This is a genomic window from Umezawaea endophytica (assembly GCF_025061645.1).
In the GTDB taxonomy this organism is placed as follows: domain Bacteria; phylum Actinomycetota; class Actinomycetes; order Mycobacteriales; family Pseudonocardiaceae; genus Umezawaea; species Umezawaea endophytica.
Window position 1 is genome coordinate 23,264 of record NZ_JANYMP010000032.1, and the last position, 18,842, is coordinate 42,105.

20 protein-coding genes are annotated in these 18,842 nt (G+C 69.6%); 8 read left to right on the plus strand and 12 right to left on the minus strand.

Annotated features, from left to right (window positions below; genetic code table 11):
* The first annotated feature begins 169 nt into the window (after positions 1–169).
* Positions 170–1,366, plus strand: a complete 1,197-nt coding sequence (locus NZH93_RS41715) for a BtrH N-terminal domain-containing protein (RefSeq protein ID WP_259628863.1) — start codon at positions 170–172, stop codon at positions 1,364–1,366.
* Positions 1,367–1,519: 153 nt separating this feature from the next.
* Here the strand turns inward: NZH93_RS41715 and NZH93_RS41720 are convergent, their stop codons facing one another.
* From NZH93_RS41720 to NZH93_RS41730, 3 genes are all read right to left on the minus strand, one after another.
* Positions 1,520–1,996 (minus strand): Dps family protein, encoded by a 477-nt coding sequence (locus NZH93_RS41720; RefSeq protein WP_259628864.1) that lies wholly within the window; start codon positions 1,994–1,996, stop codon positions 1,520–1,522.
* Positions 1,997–2,012: 16 nt separating this feature from the next.
* Positions 2,013–2,435: an organic hydroperoxide resistance protein gene (locus tag NZH93_RS41725; RefSeq protein WP_106185224.1), complete on the minus strand. Its 423-nt coding sequence runs from the start codon at positions 2,433–2,435 to the stop codon at positions 2,013–2,015.
* Between the two features lie 135 nt (positions 2,436–2,570).
* Positions 2,571–3,128, minus strand: coding sequence for an NADPH-dependent FMN reductase (locus NZH93_RS41730; RefSeq protein ID WP_259628865.1), 558 nt, complete (start codon positions 3,126–3,128; stop codon positions 2,571–2,573).
* Positions 3,129–3,248: 120 nt separating this feature from the next.
* Between NZH93_RS41730 and NZH93_RS41735 the strand changes: the two genes are divergently transcribed.
* Positions 3,249–4,337 (plus strand): alpha/beta hydrolase, encoded by a 1,089-nt coding sequence (locus NZH93_RS41735; RefSeq protein ID WP_259628866.1) that lies wholly within the window; start codon positions 3,249–3,251, stop codon positions 4,335–4,337.
* A gap of 66 nt (positions 4,338–4,403) precedes the next feature.
* Here NZH93_RS41735 and NZH93_RS41740 read toward each other — a convergent pair whose 3' ends face one another.
* Both NZH93_RS41740 and NZH93_RS41745 read right to left on the minus strand, forming a co-directional pair.
* The gene (locus NZH93_RS41740; protein ID WP_259628867.1) at positions 4,404–5,852 is read right to left on the minus strand and encodes a catalase; all 1,449 of its coding nucleotides are present in this window, start codon (positions 5,850–5,852) and stop codon (positions 4,404–4,406) included.
* Positions 5,849–6,289: a Fur family transcriptional regulator gene (locus NZH93_RS41745; RefSeq protein WP_259628868.1), complete on the minus strand. Its 441-nt coding sequence runs from the start codon at positions 6,287–6,289 to the stop codon at positions 5,849–5,851. Before NZH93_RS41745 ends, NZH93_RS41740 begins: the two co-directional genes overlap by 4 nt.
* A gap of 83 nt (positions 6,290–6,372) precedes the next feature.
* Here NZH93_RS41745 and NZH93_RS41750 point away from each other — a divergent pair, with 83 nt between their 5' ends.
* The gene (locus NZH93_RS41750; RefSeq protein WP_259628869.1) at positions 6,373–7,551 is read left to right on the plus strand and encodes an MFS transporter; all 1,179 of its coding nucleotides are present in this window, start codon (positions 6,373–6,375) and stop codon (positions 7,549–7,551) included.
* A gap of 252 nt (positions 7,552–7,803) precedes the next feature.
* Here the strand turns inward: NZH93_RS41750 and NZH93_RS41755 are convergent, their stop codons facing one another.
* The 3 genes from NZH93_RS41755 to NZH93_RS41765 form a co-directional block, all read right to left on the minus strand.
* The gene (locus tag NZH93_RS41755; protein WP_259628870.1) at positions 7,804–9,270 is read right to left on the minus strand and encodes a gluconokinase; all 1,467 of its coding nucleotides are present in this window, start codon (positions 9,268–9,270) and stop codon (positions 7,804–7,806) included.
* A gap of 81 nt (positions 9,271–9,351) precedes the next feature.
* The gene (locus NZH93_RS41760; protein ID WP_259628871.1) at positions 9,352–10,416 is read right to left on the minus strand and encodes an aspartate-semialdehyde dehydrogenase; all 1,065 of its coding nucleotides are present in this window, start codon (positions 10,414–10,416) and stop codon (positions 9,352–9,354) included.
* Complete coding sequence (locus NZH93_RS41765) at positions 10,413–11,678, minus strand: aspartate kinase (protein WP_259628872.1); 1,266 nt, start codon at positions 11,676–11,678, stop codon at positions 10,413–10,415. Before NZH93_RS41765 ends, NZH93_RS41760 begins: the two co-directional genes overlap by 4 nt.
* Before the next feature lie 99 nt (positions 11,679–11,777).
* Between NZH93_RS41765 and NZH93_RS41770 the strand changes: the two genes are divergently transcribed.
* Positions 11,778–12,986, plus strand: coding sequence for a glycosyltransferase family protein (locus NZH93_RS41770; protein WP_259628873.1), 1,209 nt, complete (start codon positions 11,778–11,780; stop codon positions 12,984–12,986).
* On the plus strand, positions 12,986–13,576 hold the full coding sequence (locus tag NZH93_RS41775; RefSeq protein ID WP_259628874.1) for a nitroreductase family protein: 591 nt from the start codon (positions 12,986–12,988) through the stop codon (positions 13,574–13,576). Before NZH93_RS41770 ends, NZH93_RS41775 begins: the two co-directional genes overlap by 1 nt.
* On the opposite strand, the gene NZH93_RS41780 is transcribed toward NZH93_RS41775, so the two are convergent.
* Complete coding sequence (locus tag NZH93_RS41780) at positions 13,541–13,861, minus strand: hypothetical protein (RefSeq protein ID WP_259628875.1); 321 nt, start codon at positions 13,859–13,861, stop codon at positions 13,541–13,543. The two genes, NZH93_RS41775 and NZH93_RS41780, sit on opposite strands and share 36 nt — an antisense overlap.
* Before the next feature lie 35 nt (positions 13,862–13,896).
* Positions 13,897–14,196, minus strand: coding sequence for a hypothetical protein (locus NZH93_RS41785; RefSeq protein ID WP_259628876.1), 300 nt, complete (start codon positions 14,194–14,196; stop codon positions 13,897–13,899).
* Between the two features lie 229 nt (positions 14,197–14,425).
* Between NZH93_RS41785 and leuA the strand changes: the two genes are divergently transcribed.
* Complete coding sequence (leuA, locus tag NZH93_RS41790) at positions 14,426–16,219, plus strand: 2-isopropylmalate synthase (protein ID WP_259628877.1); 1,794 nt, start codon at positions 14,426–14,428, stop codon at positions 16,217–16,219.
* Here the strand turns inward: leuA and NZH93_RS41795 are convergent.
* Positions 16,216–16,869, minus strand: coding sequence for a DedA family protein (locus NZH93_RS41795; RefSeq protein ID WP_259628878.1), 654 nt, complete (start codon positions 16,867–16,869; stop codon positions 16,216–16,218). The genes leuA and NZH93_RS41795 overlap by 4 nt on opposite strands.
* A 151-nt stretch (positions 16,870–17,020) precedes the next feature.
* Here NZH93_RS41795 and NZH93_RS41800 point away from each other — a divergent pair, with 151 nt between their 5' ends.
* Entirely contained in the window at positions 17,021–17,605 is a 585-nt protein-coding gene (locus NZH93_RS41800) for a DedA family protein (protein ID WP_259628879.1), read from the plus strand.
* Here NZH93_RS41800 and NZH93_RS41805 read toward each other — a convergent pair.
* Complete coding sequence (locus tag NZH93_RS41805) at positions 17,586–18,188, minus strand: TetR/AcrR family transcriptional regulator (protein WP_259628880.1); 603 nt, start codon at positions 18,186–18,188, stop codon at positions 17,586–17,588. The two genes, NZH93_RS41800 and NZH93_RS41805, sit on opposite strands and share 20 nt — an antisense overlap.
* A 66-nt stretch (positions 18,189–18,254) precedes the next feature.
* On the opposite strand from NZH93_RS41805, the gene NZH93_RS41810 reads away from it, so the two are divergent.
* A complete protein-coding gene (locus tag NZH93_RS41810) occupies positions 18,255–18,824 on the plus strand; it encodes a TIGR03086 family metal-binding protein (protein ID WP_259628881.1) in 570 nt (189 codons plus the stop codon).
* Positions 18,825–18,842: the final 18 nt, after the last annotated feature.

Sequence of the window (18,842 nt, forward strand, 5' to 3'; positions counted from 1 at the left end):
GCACGGCGCCGTCCCAGCGCCCTACCTCCTGACCGACCCCCCACGCGGGCCGGCTGACGCGGAGGCGAAGGGGATTCCTGTCCTCGGGGTGCTGTCGTGACGGTGTCGTGCGCCCGGCGGGTCGGGTGGGCGCGTGGGGTCCCGCTCCGGTCCGCCACGGAGGCACGCGATGACCGAGCGCAAGTCGTTCAAGCACCTGGTGCGGAGCCGGATGGCCCGCACCGGGGAGTCCTACTCCACCGCCCGCCGCAGGCTGCTCGGCGAGCAAGCGGTCCGGACCGGTGGTGGCACGCAGCACGAGTCGGCGTTGCTGCGCAACGTCCTCGGCGGTCGGGCGAGCGAGCCGATGCTCGCGGGCCTGGCCGGTGGGATCGGGTTCATGTACTTCGTCTTCGAGTACGCGGGCCACCACCCGACGATGACGATCGTGTCCCGGCACCACCCGGACCCGTACATCCCGGCGGCGCTGCGGCGGGCCGGGATCGAGCACACCACCACCCGCACGACGTCGGCCCGCAAGGCGGAGGCCGGGTTGCGGGAGGCGTTGGCGGGCGGTCCGGTGATCTGCGTGGTCGACCGGGCGAAGCTGCCGTGGCACGGGCTGACCGGGCAGTGGGGTCCGGAACCGCACTCGGTCGGCGTGCTGGGCATCGACGGCGGCACCGTCCTGCTCGACGACGAGTGCGTGCGCCCGAACCCGCTGCCGCTCGCCGACTTCCTGGCCGCGTGGTCGTCGAAGCACGAGATGACCACCGTCGGCGCGGGGTGGCGGCCGGACGTCGAGGACGCGATCGGCACGACGTGCGCGCACCTCACCGGGCCGGTGCTGGGCAACAACTTCGACGTGAACTTCGGCTTCTCCGGGATGCGGAAGCTCGCGGCGCAGCTCCGGGACCCGAAGGGCAAGCAGGGCTGGGCCCGGCGGTACGCGGACCCCGGCGCGCTGTTCTTCGCGCTGCGGCGGCTGCACGACTGCCTGGAGGTCGAGCACGGCGGCCCGTCCGCCACCCGTCCCCTGTACGCGGACTTCCTGCGCGAGGTGGGGAGGCCGGGGGCGGCGGAGCTGTTCGACGCGTCCGGCGCGCTCTGGTCGGAGGTGGCGGCTCGGGCCGTGTCGGCGACGCCCGCGCTGGCCGAGTACGACGACCTGGTGACCGAACGGCTGCGACTGCTGCTGCACGAGGGCGCGGCGGGCGCGGACGCGATCCGGGCGTTGACCGGCCGGGTGGACGCGCTGGAGGCCCGGATGATCGCCGACCCGCCGCGGGCGGAGGCCGTGCGGGAGCTGTTCGACCGGCTCGCCGACGACGTGGACTCGGCCAGGGTTCTTGAGGAGCGGGCCGTCGAGCTGCTGGCAGGCCGCTGACCAGCGCGAATCAGGCGTCGCCCGGTTCGGAGGACCCCCCGATACACACGGTACGACAGGGGTCTGACAATTTTCGGCGCTCGGGTTCCCGCAGGTGGCCGCTGTGGCCGGTAGAGAACGGCCGCCGCGGAAATGTCCGCGGCGGCCGGGTTCTCATGCCTGCTGGGCCTGCCACATCCAGTGCGCCTGTTCGACCTGCTTGGTGATCTCGATGAGCAGGTCCTGGGTGACCAGGTCCGGCTTGTCGGTCGCCTCGATCCGCGTGCGGAGCCGCTCGATGAGCTTGGCGAGGGTGGACACGACCGTGCTGATCACGGTGTCCTCGTCCTGCCAGCCCTCCGGGAAGTCGAGCACGGAGTTGTCGGCGACGGTGCGCGCCTTGCCGTTCGGCGAGACGCCCAGTGCGCTGGCGCGCTCGGCGACCTCGTCGGTGTAGGTCCGCGCGAGCGTGACCAGCTCGTCGAGCTGGAGGTGCACGCTGCGGAAGTTCTTGCCGACGATGTTCCAGTGCGCCTGCTTGGCGATCAGGGACAGGTCGATCAGGTCGACCAGGGTGCTCTGGAGCACCTCGCCGACGGCGTCCTTCTCGGCCTGGCCGAGCGGGGAACTGATCGGGGACTTGACGGGCATGACTTCAGCGCCTCCTTCAGACGGTGGCGGTAACGGCCACCTCGATGTTGCCGCGAGTCGCGTTGGAGTACGGGCACAACTGGTGCGCCTCGTGGACGAGCTTGTCCGCCACGGCCTGCTCGACGCCCTCGACGCGGGCGACCAGGTCGACGGTCAGGTGCATGCCGGGAACGTCGTCGACGCGGCCGATGCCGACCTTCGCGGTCACCTCGGTGACGCCGATCTCGATCTTGGCGATGCGGGCGGACGCGCGCAGCGCGCTGTTGAAGCACGCGGCGTAGCCCGCTGCGAACAACTGCTCCGGGTTCGTGCCCCCACCAGGACCCCCCATCTCCTTGGGGATCGCGACGAGCTCGTCGAGCACGCCGTCCGAGGAACGGATCTCGCCGTTGCGACCTTCACCGACGGCGACCGCTTCGGCCGTGTAGAGCACGTTCATGTGACGCTCTCCTTCGAGCTGGGACAGTGGTTTCCGGAGCTTTGTACTCCTTGGTAACCACTCCACGACACTGTTCGACTCCCGGTGGTGTGGCAACTCACCCGGTGAAGGCGTACCCGAAGGTGCGACGGCCAATCACGACTGTGACAGGGCGAACTCCGCCACCTGGCGGCCGATGATCCGCAGGGTTTCGGCGACGGCCGGGTCGGAGCAGCCGCCGTCGTCGTCGAACGTGACGTCGCCGGAGTGCACGGCCGCGCCCAGCGGGGTGGGCCAGCCGCGCAGCGCGTGCACGATCGAGCGCAGCGCGGTCAGCGTCGTGACGGACGCCTGCCAGCCCTGGGCGGCGGCGACGCAGCCGACCGCGCGGCCCGTGAGGTACGGGCGTTCGTCGGTGCGGAGGTCCTCGACGTAGTCGAGCGCGTTCTTGACCAGGCCGGACACCGTGCCGTGGTAGCCGGGCGACACCAGCACCACGCCGTCGGCCTCGCGCAGCGCCTTGACGAGCCTGGACGCCGCCTCGGGCCGGTCGGGGACGTGCGGGTCGTAGAACGGCAGCACGAGGTCGGGGCCGGTGACCTCGACGGTGTGCGCACCGGCCAGGCGCGCGCCCGACAGCGCGATGCGCATCGCGCGCTCGGACTGCGAATTGGGGCGGATGGAACCCCCGATGCCCACCACGGTGACCGTCATGCGTCGAGATCCTTCCACCCGCGTGAACCGAACAGCCCGACCGTACGACCTCCAGCGCGCTGGAGGTCCACCCGGTCGGGACGCTCGTCACATCGACTACCCGCAAGTAACATCCAGTGCATGTCGAAGCTCGCCGATTCCCTGCCCGTCGGTGTCCTCGCGGGTGCCGTGCGGTTCGCGTTCGGCCTCCCCGCTCCCGTGCGGCGGCTGATCACCGGAAAGCCGATCGTCGTCGACGGCCAGCGGCTGCACCCGGACGCCCAGTTGCTGCTCAGGCTCCAGCAGCTCAGCGGCCAGACCTGGGAGACGACCACACCCGCGGAGAACCGGGCCGCGCTGACGCAGAGCAACGCGCTGGTCTGCGGGCCGGTCGTGCGGGGCGTCGCCACGCGCCCGGTGCGCATCCCCCGAGACGGCGGCGTGATCCCCGGCCGCGTCTACGAGCCCGTCGGCCTGGCACCGGACTCGGCGCTTCTGATCTTCTACCACGGTGGTGGCTGGGTCAGCGGAGACCTCGACAGCCACGACAACCTGTGCCGCTTCCTCGCGCTCGAAGCGGGTGTCCGCGTGCTGGCCGTCGACTACCGGCTCGCCCCCGAACACCCGTTCCCGGCCGCCGTGGACGACGTGATGGTCGCCTTTGAGTGGGCCGTCGCCCACGCCTCCGACCTGCGCGTCGACCCCGAGCGCATCGCGCTCGGCGGTGACAGCGCCGGCGGCAACCTGGCCGCCGTGACCGCCCTGCGCGCGGCTCAGGCGGGCGGTCCGACCCCCGTGTTCCTGCTGCTGCTCTACCCGGCCGTCGACGCCTCGACCCGCCGCCGCTCCCGCGACCTGTTCGGCAACGGCTTCTTCCTCACCGACGCCGCCATGGACTGGTTCCGCGGCCACTACGCCCCCGAGGAGGAGTCCTGGGTAGACCCCAGGCTCTCGGTGCTGCTCGCCGACGACCTCAGCACGCTCCCGCCCACCTACCTCGCGACCGCGGGCTTCGACCCGCTGCGCGACGAGGGCGAGGCGTTCGCGGAGAAGCTCGCGCAGGCGGGCGTGCCGGTCGTGCTCCGCCGCCACGAGGGCCTGTTCCACGGCTTCGCCAACGTCCTCGGCCTGGGCGGCATCTACCGCGAGGCCGTGTCCGAGGCCGTCGGCTCCCTGCGCACCGGCCTGGCGCTGGCCAACGCCCGCCAGGACGTGCCGAAGACGGCCTGACCGCGCGGAACGGCCCCGGTAGGTGCCTACCGGGGCCGTTCGCCGTGGTGGGAGTGCGGGTCTAGCTCACTTGCCGAAGCCCGCGGCGATGCGGTCGCCGGTCTCCTTGTCGATGTTGCGCCAGTACTCGAACACCCGCTCCAGCACCTTCTCGGACACGCCGTTGCCCGCGTGGCTGATCACCGTCTCCACGAGGCGGTCGCGCTGCTCCTGGGTGAACACCTCGCGGACCATCGTGCCCGCCTGGCCGAAGTCGTCGTCCTCGACGTGCAGCTTGTACGCCGCGCGCACCGGGGCGTCCTCGACGCCGTAGTTCGTCGTCACCTCACCCGCCGCGACCGCGTCGGCGTGCGGGCCTCCGTAGGAGTTCGGCGCGTACACCGGGTCGGACGCGTTGGCGTACCGCATCGCGCCGTCCTTCGAGTACGAGTTCACCGGCGACTTGGGCCGGTTCACCGGGAGCTGCGCGTAGTTCGCGCCGATCCGGTAGCGGTGCGCGTCCGGGTAGGAGAACATCCGGCCGATCAGCATCTTGTCCGGCGACGGCCCGATGCCCGGCACCAGGTTCGTCGGCTCGAACGCGGCCTGCTCGATCTCGGCGAAGTAGTCCGCCGGGTTCCGGTCCAGCACCAGCTTGCCGACCTTGATCAACGGGTAGTCCGCGTGCGGCCACACCTTCGTCAGGTCGAACGGGTTGAACCGGTAGTTCTCCGCCTCCGCGTACGGCATCACCTGGACGTGCAGCGTCCACGACGGGTGCTCGCCGCGCTCGATCGAGTGCCACAGGTCGGCCCGGTGCGCGTCCGCGTCCTCACCGGCGATCCGCGCGGCTTCCTCCGACGTCAGCGTCTCGATGCCCTGGTCCGTCTTGAAGTGGTACTTCACCCAGGACTTCTCGCCCGCCGCGTTCTCCCAGAGGAACGTGTGCGACCCGTACCCGTTCTGGTGCCGCCACGTCTTCGGGATGCCCCGGTCGCCCATCAGCCACGTCACCTGGTGCGCGGTCTGCGGCTGGAGCGTCCAGAAGTCCCACTGCATGTCGTGGTCGCGCCGACCGGTGTCGGCCCGGCGCTTCTGCGAGCGGATGAAGTCCGGGAACTTGATCGGGTCCCGCAGGAAGAACACCGGGGTGTTGTTCCCGACCAGGTCGTAGTTGCCCTCGGACGTGTAGAACTTCAACGAGAACCCGCGCGGGTCGCGCCACGTGTCCGGCGACCCCAGCTCACCGGCGACGGTCGAGAACCGCGCCAACGCCTCGGTCCTCACCCCCGGCTGGAACAGCGCGGCCTTCGTGAACCGGCTGACGTCCTCGGTGACCTCGAGGTGCCCGAACGCGCCACCACCCTTCGCGTGCACCACGCGCTCGGGCACCCGCTCCCGGTTGAACTGGGCGTTCTTCTCGATCAGGTAGTGGTCCTGGAGCAGGATCGGCCCGTTGGCGCCCAGTGTCAGCGAGTGGTCGTCGCTCGCGACGGGGATGCCGACGTTGTTCGTGGTGCGGAGCGGTTCGGTCACGCTGATGACTCCTCGTTCCGTGGTGGAAGCCGGCAGTCGCCGCACAGACCCCAGAAGATCACCTCGGCCGCGTCGACGGCGAAGCCCGCCGAGTTCGACGGTTCGAGGCAGGGCGCCGCCCCGTGGACGTGGTCGACGTCCTCGGCACGGCCGCAGCGGCGGCACACCAGGTGGTGGTGGTCGTCCCCCGTGCGCGTCTCGTAGCGGGCCGGATGCCCGGCAGGCTCGATCCGCCGCACGAGAGCGACTCGGGAACACGTGTTCAACACGTCGTACACGGCTTGCGTGGACACCGCCCCCAACCGCTCCCGCACCCCTTCGGCCACGTGCTCGGCCGTCGAGTGCGGATGGCTGGCAAGCCACTCCAGCACGGCGAGCCGGGGAGCGGTGAGCCGCAACCCGGCTCCCTTGAGGAGCTCACGGGGGTCAGGTGTCATGGCCAGTCCATGTGACCACGTTTACTGGAACCAGTCAAGAAAGCGACCCGTTAAAGATTTGGCACCCAGTGCACCATTGATTCGTGAACCCCGCTAACTACCTGAGCGTGCTACGCCTACCAGGCATCCGCCAGGCGATGCTCCTGATGCTCCTCGCCAGAATCCCCACCACCGCGTCAGGCATGACCTTGACGCTCCACGTGGTCCTGGCACTGGACAAGGGCTACGGCGCGGCAGGCCTGGTGGGCACGGCCAGCACCATCGGCATCGCCATGGGCGCACCACTCATGGGCAGACTGACCGACCACAAAGGACTACGCACGGTCGTACTACTCAGCACCGTCACCGAGGGCCTGTTCTGGTTCACCGCACCAGCACTCCCCTACTCGGTACTGCTGGTCACGTCCTTCCTCACCGGCCTCACGATCCTCCCCGTCATGTCCATCGGCCGCCAAGTACTGACCGCCCTGGTACCGGTCGACCAACGCAGAACCGCCCTGGCAATGGACTCCATGGCAGTAGAGGTCTCCTACATGGCAGGCCCAGCACTAGCAGTACTGCTCACCACCAGCGCCAACAGCAGAACAGCACTGTGGACAGTGGGCGCCGCCATGGTCGCCGCAGGCCTAGCGCTCTACGCAGCCAACCCACCGGTCAAGAACCAGGAAGAATCAACCACAACCGAACGCCCACCCAGAAGAGAATGGTTGACCGCCCCACTGATCGGCGTACTGATCACCTCAAGCGGCGCAATCTTCGTCCTGGCAGGCATGGAAGTCTCACTGGTAGCGGCACTACAAGAACAAGGACAAATCCAGTGGACCGGCCCACTGGTAATCGTCATGTGCGTAGCCTCACTAGTAGGCGGCTTCATCTACGGAGGCCTAACCCACGCCCCCACACCAAGAACCCTGATGGCAGCACTGGGCCTACTCTCCATCCCGGTGGGCCTGGCAACAGGAAACCTGTGGATGCTCGCACTACTACTAATCCCCGCCAACTTCCTAGCAGCCCCCGTAATCGCCAGCACCGGAGAAGTAATCACCAAACTAACCCCACCATCAGCACGCGGCGAAGCAATGGGCTTGCAAGGATCAGCATTCACCCTAGGAGCAGCAGCAGGCGCCCCACTGGCAGGCTTCATGATCGACCACACCTCAGCAGGCTGGGGCTTCGCAATAACAGGAGCAACAGGAGCCACCATCGCAGCCATAGGCAAACTCCTAGACCGCAGAGCAGCAAAAACCCCAGTCAACGCCTAACAAACCCAGCCACCAACCAACCGACCGCCACCAACCGCCAACCACCCACAAAACGCAACGCCGCCCACCCAACCGTGGCCGATTTTACTTGGGGGATTTGCCCCTTAAACTTGCGTCGGACGGCAGCTTCACCTCTGCCCTTTATTGTCCGACGAAGGGGCAAATCTAGGGGCCCCAAGTCAAATCGGCCACCCCACCACCAAACCCCGGCACCCAACCCGACCCCCCACCGGACCCACCGGACCCAACCCCTCACCCACCCAACTCCACCTTCAAATCCCTCAACGCCCCATAAACCCTCTCCACAACCGGAAGCACCCGAGCGTAATACTCCACCGCCTCCGCATCCGGCAAAATCCTCCTCCCGGGCACAACCAACTCCGCCGCCTCCGTCAACGACGACAACACCCCCAAAGCCCTCCACCCCACCAAGGCCGCCCCCACCCCAGACCCCTCACTGTCATCCGCCAACTCCAACTCCATCCCCAAAGCGGAAGCCAGCACCACAGCCCACAACTCACTCCGAAATGCCCCACCCGTAACCCGAACGGTGTCCACAGCAGCCCCGGTGGACCGCACAGCCTCCAAAACCAGGGCCAACTGCTGCCCCACCCCCTCCACCAACGCCCGAGTGATCTCCGCCCTCGTGTGCTCCTTCCGAAGCCCGATCAACGTCGCCCGAGGATCCGGATCCCACCACGGCGCCCGCTCCGCCAACAGGTACGGCAGCGCCAACACCCCGTTGGCCCCCACCGGCACACCCGCGGCCTCCTCCAAAAGCACAGACACCTCAACGGAAAACGTATCGGCGGCCCACTGGGCCACCACCCCACCGTTGCTGACCGCTCCCCCGAGCACCCACAACCCATCCGCGATCCCGTAGCAGAAGACCCGCCCCCGCTCATCCACCCCTGGCTGATCCCGCACCACCCGCAAAGCCCCGCTCGTCCCCAACGACAACGCCGCGACCCCTGGAACCACCGCCCCCACACCGAGGTTCGCCAACGGCCCGTCCCCACCCCCCATGACCACCGGCGTCCCAGGCCGAATCCCCAGCACATCAGCGGTCAACGGGAAAGAATCCGTGGGCGCCAACAACTCCGGCAACTGCGCGGCCTCGATCCCCGCGAACGCCAACGACTCCGGGTGCCACGCCAACCGGTGGATGTCCATCAACCCGGTCCCGGACCCGGACGAGTGCTCGGTCGCCAACCGCCCCGTCAACCGGAACCCGACGAAGTCCTTCAACCCGCACCACCGCGCCGAGCGGGCCAGTTCGGGCGAGTGCCTGCTGAACCACGCCAGCTTCGACAGCGGCGCGAACGGGTGGATCGGCGTCCCCGTCACCTGGTGCAGGGCCGCACCCGCCTCGGTCCCCCGCAGCAGCGCCGTCTCCTCGACCGCCCTGTTGTCGGCCCAGCTCAACGACCCGGTCAACGGCTCGCCGTCGGCCCCGACGGCGAGCAGCGTGTGCATCGCCCCGGTCAACGACAACGCCACCACGTCGACGTCCGACGACACGCACCAGGCGGCGACCTCCCGCAACGCCAGGAAAGCCGCCTCCACGACCTGGAGCGGGTCGTGCGTCGCCTCCCCCGACGGGGTGGTGTGCAACGGATACCCGTGCTCGGCGCTGAACAGCACCCGAGCACTCCGATCGACCGCGATCACCTTCGTCGCGGTGGTTCCCAGGTCCACACCGAGCACTGCCTCAGCCATACCCGCAGACGCTACTCAACGAACGGCGAAAGGGGCGCGGCCGACGCTCCCGTCGACCACGCCCCTTCGACCACCGAACGCCTAGAGCCGCTCGGCCAGGCCTTCCGCGATCTCGTACGTGTTCAGCGCCGCGCCCTTGCGCAGGTTGTCCCCGCACACGAAGAAGTCCAGCGTGTTCGGGAAGTCCAGCGCCTGCCGGACGCGCCCGACGAACGTCGGGTCCTCCCCGACCGTGTCGACCGGCGTCGGGAACTTCAGCTCCGCCGGGTCGTCGACCAGCACGATCGTCGGCTGCGCGGCCAGGATCTTGTGCGCCGCCTCCACGGTGACCTCGCGCGCGAACACCGCGTGCACCGCCAACGAGTGCGTGGTCACGACCGGCACCCGCACGCAGGTGGCGGACACCTTCAGGTCCGGGATGCCGAGGATCTTGCGGGACTCGTTGCGGACCTTGAGCTCCTCGCTCGTCCACCCGTCGTCCTTCAGGGACCCGGCCCACGGGATCACGTTCTGCACCAGCGGTGCCGGGAACGGCGAGTCCGACACCGGCAGCCCGGCCGCGTCGAGCACCTCGCGCACGTCGCCGACCCGAACCCCGACCTCCTTGCCCGCCAACGCTTCCAGCTCGGCGTACAGGCGGTCGATCGCGGCCTGCCCGCCACCGGAGGCGGCCTGGTAGGACGACACCACGAGTTCCTTCAGCTCGAACTCCCGGTGCAGCGCCCCCAACGCCGCCATCATCGACAGCGTCGTGCAGTTCGGGTTGGCGATGATCCCCTTTGGCCGGTTGGAGATCTGGTCCGCGTTGACCTCGGGCACCACCAGCGGCACCTCGGGGTCCATCCGGAACGCCCCGGAGTTGTCCACCGCGACGGCTCCGCGGGAAGCGGCGATCGGCGCCCACTCCGCGGACACCTCGTCCGGCACGTCGAACATCGCGATGTCGACCCCGTCGAACGCCTCCGGGGAGAGCGCGACGACCGTCAGCTCCTCACCGCGGACGGTGAGCTTCTTGCCCGCCGACCGCGCCGAGGCGATCAGCCGGATCTCGCTCCACGGCACGCTCGCGCGGCCGTCCATGATGTCGATCATGACGGTGCCGACGGCGCCCGTCGCGCCGACCAGTGCCAGCACGGGCCCGCTCATCGTCCACTCCCCGCGTACACCACGGCCTCTTCGTCCCCACCGAGCTCGAACGCGTCGTGCAGCGCGCGGACGGCGTCGTCGAGCTGCGTGTCCCGGCAGATCACCGAGATCCGGATCTCCGACGTGGAAATGATCTCGATGTTGACGCCCGCCGTGGCGAGCGCCTCGCAGAACGTCGCCGTCACACCGGGGTGCGACCGCATCCCGGCGCCGATCAGCGACACCTTGCCGACGTGGTCGTCGTAGAGGACCTGCTCGAAGCCGATCTCGTCGCGCGACTTGTTCAGCGCCTCGACGGCGCGCGGGCCGTCGTCCTTCGGCAGCGTGAACGTGATGTCCGTGCGACCGTCGGCGGCGCGCGAGATGTTCTGCACGACCATGTCGATGTCGATCTCGGCCTGCGCCACGACGCGGAAGATCTTGGCCGCGACGCCGGGGTGGTCCGGCACGGCGGTCACGGTGACCTTGGCCTCCGACCGGTCGTGCGCGACGCCGGTGATCATCGCCTGTTCCACGGGATGGTCCTCCACTGACCCGGACACGATGGTCCCTGGCTTGTTGCTGAACGAAGAGCGGACGTGCACGGGGACGCTGTAGCGGCGCGCGTACTCGACGCAGCGCAGCATCAGCACCTTCGCGCCGCACGCGGCCATCTCGAGCATCTCCTCGTAGGTGATGGTCTCCAGCCGCTTGGCGTTGGGCACGATGCGGGGGTCGGCGGTGAACACGCCGTCCACATCGGTGTAGATCTCGCAGACGTCGGCCTTGAGCGCGGCGGCCAGCGCCACCGCGGTCGTGTCCGTGCCGCCACGCCCGAGCGTGGTGATCTCCTTGCTGTCCTGGCTGACGCCCTGGAACCCGGCGACGATCGCGATCGCCCCGTCGGCCAGCGCGTCGGAGATGCGGCTCGGCGTCACGTCGATGATGCGCGCCTTGCCGTGCACGGACGTCGTGATCACACCCGCCTGCGAGCCGGTGTACGACCTGGCCTCGGCCCCCAGCGCGTCGATCGCCATCGCCAGCAGCGACATCGAGATGCGTTCACCGGAGGTGAGCAGCATGTCGAGCTCGCGGGCGGGCGGCACCGGGGACACCTGGCGGGCCAGGTCGAGCAGCTCATCGGTCGAGTCGCCCATCGCGGAGACCGCGACGACCACGTCGTTGCCGGCTTTTCGGGTCGCGACGATCCGCTCGGCCACCCGTTTGATCCGCTCGGCGCTTCCGACCGAGGAACCGCCGTACTTCTGGACGACGAGCGCCACCGACTGACCTCCTTGTGGATCAAATTCCCACGTCGCAGGCAGCCTACCTGTGTCAAGGAGTGGACTACGGGGGCCGTGACGGGCACTACTCTCGTGCCCGTGTCGACAGTCCAGGTGGTGGCCGATCCCCCGGCGGAGCACGACGGGGAACCCTCGTCGCGCGAGCGGCTGGCGAAGCTGCTGAGACACCGCTACGCGGTGCTGCTGGCTCCCGCGGTGGTGTTCGTCGCGATCCGCGAGCTGGGGCTGTTCGTGCTCGGGCTGATGGCCGACCGGTGGAACAAGAGCACGACCACGGCGCTGACGTCGTGGGACGGGCAGTGGTTCCTGGGCATCGCCGAGGGCGGTTACGGCGGGGTGCCGGGCTCCCTGGTCGACGCGTTCGGCAAGCGCACCCCGGAGACGCCGCTCGCGTTCTTCCCCGGCTACCCCGCGCTGGTGCGCTGGCTCGACGGGCTGCCCGGCGTGGAGACGCGCGGGGCCGCGTTCACCGTGAGCCTGGTGAGCGGCGTGTTCTGCGCGTACGGCCTGTTCCGGCTGGGGAAGGCCATCCGCGGCGGCTCGCCGCGCGCCGGGCTGGTGCTGGTGGCGCTGTTCGCCGCGTCGCCGATGGCGGTCGTGCTGTCGATGACGTACTCCGAGGCCACGTTCTGCGCGCTGGCGGCGTGGGCGCTGGTCGGCGTGGTGGAGCGGAAGTGGGTGCTCGCGGGCCTGTGCACGGCGGGGGCGGGCCTGGTGCGGCCGACGGCCGCGGCGCTGCTGCTGGCCGTCGGCGTGGCGGCGCTGGTCGCCGTGATCACCCGCAGGGACGGCTGGAAGCCGTGGGTGGGTGGTCTGATCGCGCCGCTCGGCCTGCTGGGCTACCTCGGTTACGTGGCCGCGCGCACCGGGCGGATCGACGGCTGGTTCGCCCTCCAGCAGCGCGGCTGGGACTCGCGGTTCGACGGCGGGGCGGCGACGTGGAAGTTCGCGCTGGCCAACCTCGGGGAGCCGCGGTCGGTGCTGGAGCTGACGACCGTGTGGATCCTCGGGATCGCGGTGGCGCTGGTGGTGCTGGGCATCCGGCGGGGCCTGGAGTGGCCGCTGCTGGTCTACGGGATCGGGGTGCTGGTGATGGACCTGGGCTCGAACGGGCTGATGAACTCGAAGGCGCGGCTGCTGCTGCCCGCGTTCACGCTGCTGATCCCGGCCGCGCTGGCCATCGCGAAGCGGCGGACGTCGACGGCCGTGGCCCTGCTGACCGGGCTCGCGGTGTTCAGCGCCTGGTTCGGCGCGTACGCCATCACGGCCTGGCAGTACGCGATCTGATGATCCCGGCGATCGAGCAGCGGTGGAGTCCTCGGGCGTTCGACCCGGTGGCGGAGGTGTCGCGCGAGCAGATGGGGGTGCTGCTGGAGGCCGCCCGGTGGGCCGCGTCGCACGGCAACACCCAGCCAGCCCGGTTCCTGCTGGGCTACCGGGGCGACGACACCCACGCGCGGATCCTCGGGGCGCTGCGGCCCCGCAACCGGACCTGGGCGCAGCGCGCGTCGGTGCTGATGATCGGTGCCGTGGTCACCGCGGACGAGCGCGGCGAGCTGCCGAACACCGTCTACGGGCTGGGGCTGGCGGTGCAGAACCTGGTGCTCCAGGCCGTGGACCTCGGGCTGGTCGCGCACCAGATCGGGGGGTTCGACAAGGACGCCGTGCGGGTGGCGTTCGCGCTGCCGGACGACGCGCTGCCGGTCGTGGCCATCGCCGTCGGGCACCTCGGTGACGTGGCGGACCTGCCGGAGGAGCTCCAGGTCAGGGAAACGCGGCCGCGCAGGCGCAGGCCGCTGACCGAGCTGGTGTTCAGCGGGACGTGGGGCGAGCCCGCGTTCTCAGTCGAGCCTGCGGACGAGCCTGAGCACGAGTGATCTGGCGAACAGCCAGAACAGCGCCGCGATGCCGAAGTTCACGATCACGCCCAGCGTCGGGTCCTGCGGGGCGAACAGGTCGTGGAACCCGAGCGAGAGCGGCTCCGCGAGCACGCGGATCGTGGACGTGATCCCGTTGTCCGGGTTCGCCTTGCCGACGGTCAGCACCACGTGGGCGACGAGGACCAGCGCGATGGCGAGTCCTGCCCAACCGACGGCGACGGTCACGGCGCCCACGACCTTCGCGCGGACGCCGTGACCGGCACTTGTCTGGTTCTCGGCCATGCCACCCAGTGTGGCACAGGCTTACCCACCAGTAGCTAGCGAGCGATGAGGCGGGCGATGAGGCCCGTGACCACGAGCCAGAAGACGGCGGCGAGGCCGTAGTTCACGATGACGGCCAGGTTGTAGTTGTCGAACTGGAACAGGCCCGGGAAGAAGAGCGCCAGAGGACCGGCGAGCGACTGCACGAACGAGAAGAACGCGTTGGCCTGGTTAGCGCCGAGCACGATCATCAAGATGTAGATGATCTCGATGATCGCGAACAGCGCGCCAACACCGCTGATCACCCTGGCAGCCGTGTAGCTGCCGCTACGAGTTCCTGTACGCCATCTGGACATGTGAAAGAAGTTCCCGTACACGCGTGCGGCGAAACACGAACGGGCGAAATTCCACCATGTGGTCCAACGGTTCGGTCTCGGGCGGAATTCTGGGTAGGGTGTCGACCGTGGCGCGTGCCCTCCTGCTTCGCTGCCGTGACGGGGTCTGACCAGACCGGCCCCCCGTCGCGGAGTCGAGCAGTGCCGCCGGTCGTCTGCCTTTCCAGCGACCAGCAGGAGACCCACGATCATGACCACCAGCCCTGACGCGTACACCTCCGGCACCAGCCGACTGCGCCCGCCGTCCCGGCCCGCGCCCGCCGACCAGCCGGGGTGGAACACCCAGCGCGGCAGCTCGATGCCGTTCCACCGCTACCGCTCGTTCGCCGAGGCCGTGGAACCCGTGTCGGTACCCGACCGGACCTGGCCGGGCAAGACCATCACCAGGGCCCCGCAGTGGTGCGCCGTCGACCTGCGCGACGGCAACCAGGCGCTGATCGACCCGATGTCACCGGCCCGCAAGCGCAAGATGTTCGACCTGCTGGTCCGGATGGGCTTCAAGGAGATCGAGGTCGGCTTCCCGGCCGCGTCCCAGACCGACTTCGACTTCGTCCGCGAGATCATCGAGGACGGCGCGATCCCGGACGACGTGAGCATCCAGGTGCTGACCCAGTGCCGCCCCGAGCTGATCAAGCGGACGTTCGAGTCGCTGAAGGACGCGCCCCGCGCGATCGTGCACTTCTACAACTCGACCTCGATCCTCCAGCGCCGCGTCGTGTTCAAGTCCGACCGCGAGGGCATCAAGAAGATCGCCGTGGACGCCGCCGTCTACGCGCTGGAGGTCGCGAAGGGCTACCCGGAGACCGAGTTCCGCTACGAGTACTCGCCCGAGTCCTACACCGGCACCGAGCTGTCGTACGCCCTGGAGGTGTGCGACGCGGTCAGCGAGGTCATCCAGCCGACGCCCGAGCTGCCGATGATCATCAACCTGCCCGCCACCGTCGAGATGGCGACCCCGAACGTCTACGCCGACTCCATCGAGTGGATGTCGCGCAACCTGGCCCGCCGCGACTCGATCGTCCTGTCGCTGCACCCGCACAACGACCGCGGCACGGGTGTCGCCGCCGCCGAGCTGGGCTACCTGGCGGGCGCCGACCGCATCGAGGGCTGCCTGTTCGGCAACGGCGAGCGCACCGGCAACGTGTGCCTGGTGACGCTGGGCATGAACATCTTCAGCCAGGGCGTCGACCCGCAGATCGACTTCTCCGACATCGACGAGATCCGCCGCACGGTCGAGTACTGCAACCAGCTCCCCGTGCCCGAGCGCCACCCGTACGGCGGTGACCTGGTGTTCACCGCCTTCTCCGGCAGCCACCAGGACGCGATCAAGAAGGGCCTGGAGGCGCTGGAGGACGAGGCCAAGGCCGCGGACCAGCACGTGGACTCCTACCCGTGGGAGGTCCCGTACCTGCCGATCGACCCGAAGGACGTCGGCCGCAACTACGAGGCCGTCATCCGGGTCAACTCGCAGTCCGGCAAGGGCGGCGTCGCGTACCTGATGAAGACCGAGCACCACCTGGACCTGCCGCGCAGGCTCCAGGTCGAGTTCTCGCGGGTGATCCAGGAGGTCACGGACACCCACGGCGGCGAGATCGGGCCCAAGGACATGTGGGACGCGTTCTCCGAGGAGTACCTGAACCCGGCCGTCCCGCTGAAGCTGGTCGGGCACCGGATCTCCAGCGACGACAGCGGTCACGCGGAGATCGCCGTGACCCTCTGGGCGGACGGCGAGAAGGTCGAGATCACCGGCAACGGCAACGGCCCGATCGCCGCGTTCGTGGACGCGCTGGCGTCCGTCGGCTACGACGTGCGGGTGCTGGACTACGTGGAGCACGCCCTCACCGCGGGTGACGACGCCCGCGCCGCCGCGTACCTGGAGTGCGCCGTCGGCGACCGCGTCCTGTGGGGCGTCGGCATCGACCACTCGACGACCGCCGCCGCCCTCACGGGCATCGTGTCGGCCGTGAACCGGGCGAACCGCTAGGCGAGCTTGGCGGCGGGGTCCACTTCGGTGGACTCCGCCTCCATCTTCTCGGCCATCTTCGCGGCGCGACGCTTCATGAACAGCGCGGTGCCGATGCCGAAGAGGACGGCCGCGAGCAGGCCGACCCACGAGAAGCGCTTGAGCCACGTCTCCGCGACGATGCCGACGTAGTAAATGACGGCGGTGGTGCCGCCCGCCCACACGATGCCGCCGAGCGCGTTCGCCGTGAGGAACTTCCAGTAGCGCATGTGGAGCGCGCCCGCGAGCGGCCCGGCGAAGATGCGCAGCAGCGCGATGAACCGTCCGAAGAAGACGGCCCACATGCCCCAGCGCTCGAACGCCCGTTCCGCCGTCGCCAGGTGCGCGGGTCCGAAGTGCTTCGGGAACTTGTTGCCCGCCCAGACGAACAGCGGTTTGCCGCCCCGACGCCCGATCGTGTAGCCGATCGAGTCGCCCACGATGGCGCCGGTGATGGCCGCCAACGCCACGGCCACCGGGCTCACGACGTGCTGCGCGGACAGGAGCGCGGCGCTGACCAGCACGATCTCACCGGGCAGCGGGATGCCGAGGCTCTCGAAGCCGATCACGAAGCCGACCAGGAGGATGATCGCCATCGGCGGGATCGTCTGGAGCCACTCGTTGATGTGCACGGGCGGATCCTGCCAGTACGGGCGGGATTGCTGAAGTTCCCGGCCGGTCTACCCGGTCCTGTTCGGCCAGTGGCGCACGGCACTAGCTGTGGGAATGCTGAAGTTGTCGCGCGGGCGACGCCGATTCCGCCCGCCGCGCGTTGCACGGGATGTGAACACTGCCGTGGCGAGCCTGCTCGTGCTGTTCCTGGTCGCGGTGGTGCCGCTCGCGCCCACCGAGGCGGTGCTGATCGGGTACGGGGTGCTCGCCGCGGCGGGTGACCTGCCGCTGGTCTGGGTGATCGTCGTGGCGGCGGTGGGCTGCACGATCGCCGACTTCGTGAACTTCCGGCTGGGCCGGGGCCTGGGGGTCCGGGCGTTGAAGCGGCTCAACCGGAGCGCGGGGTCGCGGGCACTGGTGTCCTGGACCACCGGGCAGCTCGCCGACCGGGGCGAGTCGATCCTGGTGGCGATCCGGTTCGTGCCGGGCGGCGGGATCGTCGGGGCGGTGCTGGCCGGGTCGCTGCGGTGGCCGCGGCGCAGGTTCGCGCCGGTGGCGGTCATCGGGGCGACGCTGTGGAGCGCCTACGCGGCGCTGCTCGGGTACGTCGGCGGGCAGGTCGTGTCCGAGCCCGCGTTGGCGCTGCTGATCTCGCTCGGCGTGGCGCTGGTGATCAGCGTGCCCGCCGGGATGGTGATCCGGGCCGCTCAGCGGCGGGTCGTGCCCGCCGAGGCGGCTACGACCGTCGCGGTGTGAGCCTGGCGCGGATGGCCGCGCGGGCCCGGTCGTAGGCGTCCGGGTCGCTGTGCAGGATGGCCTGGACGTTGGCCGCCTCCATGAAGGCGATGACCTCGAAGGCCACCTGGGCCGGGTCGGCGTCGAGGTCCGACTTCCCGGCCTGGTCGCGGATGAGGTCGGACCACCCGGTGCCCGCTTCGGCGACGGCGTCCCTGACCCGCCCCGGCCGTGAGCTGAACTCCGGCTGCACGGCGGCGAAGAAGCAGCCGCCGGGGAAGGTGCGGTGCTCGGAGTAGCCGAGCCAGCCCTCGCACAGCGCTCGGAGGCGCGGCAGTCCCGCCTCCCGCTGGAGCGCCGGGGTGATGACCTCGTCGATGAAGATCTTCTTGGCGGCCCTGACGGTGGCGAGCTGGAGTTCCTCCTTCGAGCCGAAGTGGGCGAAGACGCCGCTCTTGCTGATCTCCAGCTCGGTGGACAGGCGGCCGATGGACAGGCCTTCCAGCCCTTCCACCGAGGCGATGTCCGCGGCTCGCCTGAGGATGAGTCGTCGGGTCTGCTCGCCGCGTTCCAGCCTGCCGTCCGGGTTCACCACGGTGGTCACGGTAGCTCCCTCGGTTGACAGGGTCTCGCCGTCAAGTAATAGTACGACCGTTCGTACAGTTACCTGATGGGGGTTGTCGTGCTGGATCTCGTGGAGTTGGACCGCCGTGCCTGCGAGCTGAACTTCTCGCTCATCGACGGGTTGGGCGAGGCGGAACTGGACCTGGCCACGCCGTGCGTCGAGTGGACCGTGCGGGAGCTGATCCAGCACCAGGTCGAGTCGACGACGGCGTTCACGGCAGGCACCGGCGGGGCGTCCTGGGACGTGGCGCGCGTGCCACTGGGGGCCGACCCGCTGGGGGTCTACCAGGCCGCGGTGTCGGAGGCCTGGGCCACGTTCGACCGTGCCGGGATGCTCGAGGGCGAGTGGGAGTTCCCCGGTTTCGGCAGGCAGAGCGGGCGGACGCTGGTGGCCGCGCACTTCGTGGACAACCTGATCCACGCCTGGGACCTCGCGCGGGCGCTGGGGCAGGAGTACGAGTTCGAGGAGGACTTGGCCGACGCCGCGCTGCGGATCACCCGGCGCTACCCGCCGGGCATCGCGTCGTTCGCCCCTCCCGTGGACGTGCCGGACACCGCCTCCACGACGGACCGGTTGGTGGGACGGCTGGGCCGCTCGCCCCGCTGGCCCGCCTGAGCGGCCCCCTGGAACGGG

Bases quoted from the DNA above. Each gene is read 5' to 3' on its own strand.
- NZH93_RS41735 (WP_259628866.1), top strand. From the start codon at position 3,249: ATGTCGAAGCTCGCCGATTCCCTGCCCGTCGGTGTCCTCGCGGGTGCC.
- NZH93_RS41715 (WP_259628863.1), top strand. From the start codon at position 170: ATGACCGAGCGCAAGTCGTTCAAGCACCTGGTGCGGAGCCGGATGGCC.
- NZH93_RS41785 (WP_259628876.1), bottom strand. From the start codon at position 14,196: ATGTCCAGATGGCGTACAGGAACTCGTAGCGGCAGCTACACGGCTGCC.
- NZH93_RS41780 (WP_259628875.1), bottom strand. From the start codon at position 13,861: ATGGCCGAGAACCAGACAAGTGCCGGTCACGGCGTCCGCGCGAAGGTC.
- NZH93_RS41730 (WP_259628865.1), bottom strand. From the start codon at position 3,128: ATGACGGTCACCGTGGTGGGCATCGGGGGTTCCATCCGCCCCAATTCG.
- NZH93_RS41810 (WP_259628881.1), top strand. From the start codon at position 18,255: ATGGGGGTTGTCGTGCTGGATCTCGTGGAGTTGGACCGCCGTGCCTGC.
- NZH93_RS41725 (WP_106185224.1), bottom strand. From the start codon at position 2,435: ATGAACGTGCTCTACACGGCCGAAGCGGTCGCCGTCGGTGAAGGTCGC.
- NZH93_RS41760 (WP_259628871.1), bottom strand. From the start codon at position 10,416: ATGAGCGGGCCCGTGCTGGCACTGGTCGGCGCGACGGGCGCCGTCGGC.
- NZH93_RS41720 (WP_259628864.1), bottom strand. From the start codon at position 1,996: ATGCCCGTCAAGTCCCCGATCAGTTCCCCGCTCGGCCAGGCCGAGAAG.
- leuA (WP_259628877.1), top strand. From the start codon at position 14,426: ATGACCACCAGCCCTGACGCGTACACCTCCGGCACCAGCCGACTGCGC.
- NZH93_RS41745 (WP_259628868.1), bottom strand. From the start codon at position 6,289: ATGACACCTGACCCCCGTGAGCTCCTCAAGGGAGCCGGGTTGCGGCTC.
- NZH93_RS41755 (WP_259628870.1), bottom strand. From the start codon at position 9,270: ATGGCTGAGGCAGTGCTCGGTGTGGACCTGGGAACCACCGCGACGAAG.
- NZH93_RS41775 (WP_259628874.1), top strand. From the start codon at position 12,986: ATGATCCCGGCGATCGAGCAGCGGTGGAGTCCTCGGGCGTTCGACCCG.